General features: G+C 63.0%; 2 protein-coding genes and 1 pseudogene. All 3 read right to left on the bottom strand.

All coding sequences use genetic code 11. The annotated features are described in order from the left end of the window. On the bottom strand, nucleotides 1–154 hold a 154-nt coding region (locus ACTS2Z_RS08165; protein ID WP_442572720.1), incomplete at its 3' end, for a transglycosylase SLT domain-containing protein. A 43-nt stretch (nucleotides 155–197) separates the two neighbouring features. Beyond that, nucleotides 198–3410, bottom strand: coding sequence for an autotransporter outer membrane beta-barrel domain-containing protein (locus tag ACTS2Z_RS08160; protein WP_442572719.1), 3213 nt, complete (start codon nucleotides 3408–3410; stop codon nucleotides 198–200). A 183-nt stretch (nucleotides 3411–3593) separates the two neighbouring features. Beyond that, nucleotides 3594–4004: pseudogene (glnA, locus tag ACTS2Z_RS08155) on the bottom strand (glutamine synthetase); the annotation flags it as partial.

Raw genomic sequence — 4004 nt, 5'->3', positions numbered from 1 at the left:
CCCAGCGGCGCTCTGCACGTTCGGTCGCCCGCCGCCATGAGGGGTACTGGGTAAAGATGGCGCAGGCATTTTGCGCCTGCGCAGGCGGCGCACGATGACTGCACGCCGCTGCCAGCGTCAGGAAGGCTGCAATGAGGAGGAGCCGCAAAACCATGACCGGAGTTTCGCCGGTCATGGTTAAAAGGCGTTAAACCTGCCTAGAAGTTCATCCGCAGGACAAGACGCAGGACGTGGTTCACGTAGTCGTCTCGATAGTCTGCATCGTAGGCGAAGGTGAAGGTGGTGTAGTCAGACCCCGCCGACAGGCCGAAACCGGCAAGCAGACCGGCGCTTGGCAGTTCAGCAGCGCGCAGGGTGAACGGATTGCCGTTCTCGCCAAAGCGGGCAGTGGTCTCGCCCGCATTGCCCGAGAAATCACCGCGATAGCCGACGCGGGCATAGGGCAGCCACCAGCTTCCTGCCCGGTTGAACATGCGCCCGACCGTGATCGTCGCACCGCCGGTGAGAGCGCTGGTCGTGCGGCTGTCCACATAAAGGGCGAGTTCCGGGGCGGTGTTGTCGAGAGCGATCTCGTTGAAGCCGTCTTCGGAAATCGACAGATAGGTCAGGGCGACTTCAGGGCGGACGACCCAGGCGCCGAGCGGAATGTCGCGGCCAGCCTGTGCCGACAGCGAGTAGTGCCAGCCATTCCAGTCAGCTGAGGTCGAACCGGTATAGGAGCCGATGCCGATGCGGCGCTCGGTCTCGAAACGGTTGAAGCCGGCAGACGCCATGAAGGACGCGTCGATGCCCCCAAGGTCGATGGCGGCATAGCCGGAGAACTGACCCATCAGATTGGTCATCGGATCGTGGTTCAGACCGACCTGTTCGATCTCGCTGGCTGCGCCCGAAACGCTCACGCCTACAGCGTAGAACGGACCAAGCGGGCGGTCGAGGCCGACGGCAACGCCGAGACCATAACCACGATAGCCCGGGCCGAGAATGCTCTCGGCGCGGTCGGCATAATATCCGAATTCCTGAATCCACAGACCGGCAAGCTCGGACGGTGACAGGCGTGCATTGCGCAGGCGCGTGGAAACGGCGCCTGACGCAGCATCGTGGGAGGCCAGCGCGAACTGGATAGCGCTGGCGGCGTATTCCGGCAGAAGCTGGTCATAGGCCTGATAGAAGGCGTCCTGATCACGGATGGCCGCAATCGCATTGCCCAGCGAACTGACATCGTCGAACAGGGAGAGGGCCGCGTCGTAGACGGCGGCGCGGTTCGGATCGAAGCCGATCTCGCCTGCCGTCTTGCGGTCAAGGCTGAGGACTAGCGTGTCAGGATCGTTTGCGTCGCGTTGCAGGGTCGCGTTGTAGAGGAAGGGCGTGTCGACGGCTTCCAGGATTACGGACTCGTCAGCCACCACGAGCGTGCCGGCTGACAGCACCCGGTAGGTGCGGCTCTGACCGACCAGCTCGGACAGGGAAACGACCAGTTCGGAGCCTTGCTCGAAGGATACCTGTCCACTTGCAACCAGAGCGGTGTTGGCGCTGGTATTGCCGTCGAGCACCAGATTCAAGGTCGCGCCATCGCCGAAGCGGGCAGAGGTAATGTTCGTCTGGCCTGTCAGGCCCAGCGACAGCGTGGCTGCTTCCACATCAATGGCGAGCTGGCCGTCTGACGATGTAATCTGGCCGTTCAGCTCGGCATTGCGCAGGATCAGGCTGTCCGCACCGGCGCCGAAATGGACATTGCCATTGACGGTGCCAGCCGTGATCTCGAGCGTGTCAGCGCCCGAGCCGAACAGGATATCGCCCGTGATCGAAGGATCGCTGGCATCTTCATCAGCAGGAGCCGACTGCGAAACAGTGAGGCCCGCCGTCATGGCGCTGGCGTCGATGGCGACGAGGGTGGGGTTCAGCCCGTCCTGAGCGTCGGAAACATCGGCCGTGATGGCGCCGGTATTGGCAATGGTTTGCAGGCTGTTAGACTCGACGCGGATCGCCGTTGCGCCCGTGCCTTCGATATTGATGTTGGCGCGCAGCGTGCCGGAATTGTCGATCCGGCCAACCATGGCGCCGGCCTCGATGTGAAGGGCCGTGGAGCTTCCGGTGCCACGCGTGTCGTCGGCGAAGCCATCATCCTCATAGCCTTGCGCGGTGCTGGCGATGATGGTGCCGGAATTGTTGAAGCCGGCCATCTGCGCGCCTGCACCCAGGCGCACAGCCGTTGAATCCGCGTCATAGCCCACCGAGGTGACGGTGCCGGTGTTTTCAAACCCGCCCGCTTCCAGAATGACCGCCTGGATATTGCCGTTGACGTCACGCCCCGCGATCAGGATCGCGTTTGCGCTGACACCGTCGAAAAGGCCATTGGCGCTGATGAAGCCGTCATTGACGAGGCCAAAGCCGCGATTGCGGGTGACGGTATCGCCCTCCTCGGCGTCATCGCTGGTATCGGGTTCTTCGTAGACAACCTCGCCCAGCCGGACCGGACCGGTCGCATTGGCTCCTGGCTGCACGGCGAAGGCGGGCGCGCTGCCGAAATTGGAAACATTGCCGCCGGTGGCCGTATCGGTTGCGCCTGCCACGAACACGCCGTCGACAACCGATCCGGCGATGATGACGGAGCCTGCCGAGAGGCGTGAGTCCTCTGCAACATCGCCCGCTTCACGGTCGGAAAGCGCTTCGTAGATTTCGCGCAAGGCCCGTTCACCGATGCGGAAACCGCCCGCGCGCACCGAACCGGCGATACGGACGCCGCCGCCAATATCGCCGTTGACGGAGAGCGCGCTGGAGCCGGTGCCTGTGCCGGTGACGTTGGAACCGTTTGCAATGACCACATCGCCGCTGACAGGGCCTTCGATCGACGCCGCAACGCTGTTGTCACCGATGATGGAGGTCGTGCCTGCAATCGTGACATCGCCATTGACGCCAGACACGACGCGCAGGCCGTAGGAATCATTGCCGGTGACGGACACGCTGCCGACGACGGTCACATCGCCATTGAACGCAGCTTCGCCTGCTGAACCGATCTGGATACCGGTCTTGCCGGTTTCGGTTGTGAACTGGTCGATCGCCTCGTCCAGCGGAGTGCCAGTGGCAATATCCTCATCGGTCAGCTGGATGGTGCCGGCATGGACGAGCTCGCCCGTACGGCCACCCTGCACCAGAATGCCGGTCGAGTTGTCCTGGTCCTCGATGGTGATGCTGGAGCCGGAGCGGGTCTCGACAGAATTATCGGAATCCAGCGTGACAGCCGGACCGGGATTGCCGGTCAGTGTCACACGGCCGCTGGAGGTGATGACTATGTCACCCGCTTCCGAGGTGCGGACCGGCGTTGTGCGCTCGGTGCTGATTTCCTCGTCCGCCAGAGCGGCAGTGGACGACAGAACTGCAACCGATGCAGCGGCAAGTAGACGACGGCGCATGCAGACCCTCCGGCGGACATTCCCCTCTGGCCGGGTTTGGCACCCGGCGCAGTAAGCCATGGAGACTCTTAGACGATGCTTCTGCCCCCGTCGACCATTGAGGCGCGCTTGTAATCTTTCGATGTCAGTCACGAAAAAGCCCGCCGCGGGTGCGGCGGGCTGATCCGTTCGGTGCAGGTCCGGCTAGACCTTGTAGTAAAGCTCGAACTCCACCGGGTGCGGGTGGTGTTCGATGCGGCTGACCTCTTCCATCTTCAGGTCGATATAGGCGTCGATCTGGTCGTCATCCATGACGCCGCCCTTTTTCAGGAACGCGCGGTCGGCATCGAGATTTTCCAGCGCCTCGCGCAGATTGCGGCTGACGGTGGGTATGTCTTTCAGCTCTTCCGGCGGCAGATCGTAGAGGTCCTTGTCCATGGCATCGCCCGGATGGATCTTGTTGGCGATACCGTCGAGACCGGCCATGAGCAGCGCGGTGAAGGTGAGATACGGGTTGCCGGCCGGATCGGGGAAGCGGGCTTCGATGCGCTTGCCCTTGGGCGAGCCGACATAGGGAATACGGATCGAGGCCGAGCGGTTGCGGGCCGAGTAGGC

The sequence above is a fragment of the Glycocaulis sp. genome (assembly GCF_052168375.1).
Lineage (GTDB): Bacteria > Pseudomonadota > Alphaproteobacteria > Caulobacterales > Maricaulaceae > Glycocaulis.
The sequence above is the reverse complement of the archived record's forward strand: the minus strand, read 5'-3'. Positions and strand labels throughout refer to the sequence as shown.

Bases quoted from the DNA above. Each gene is read 5' to 3' on its own strand.
- ACTS2Z_RS08160 (WP_442572719.1), bottom strand. From the start codon at position 3,410: ATGCGCCGTCGTCTACTTGCCGCTGCATCGGTTGCAGTTCTGTCGTCC.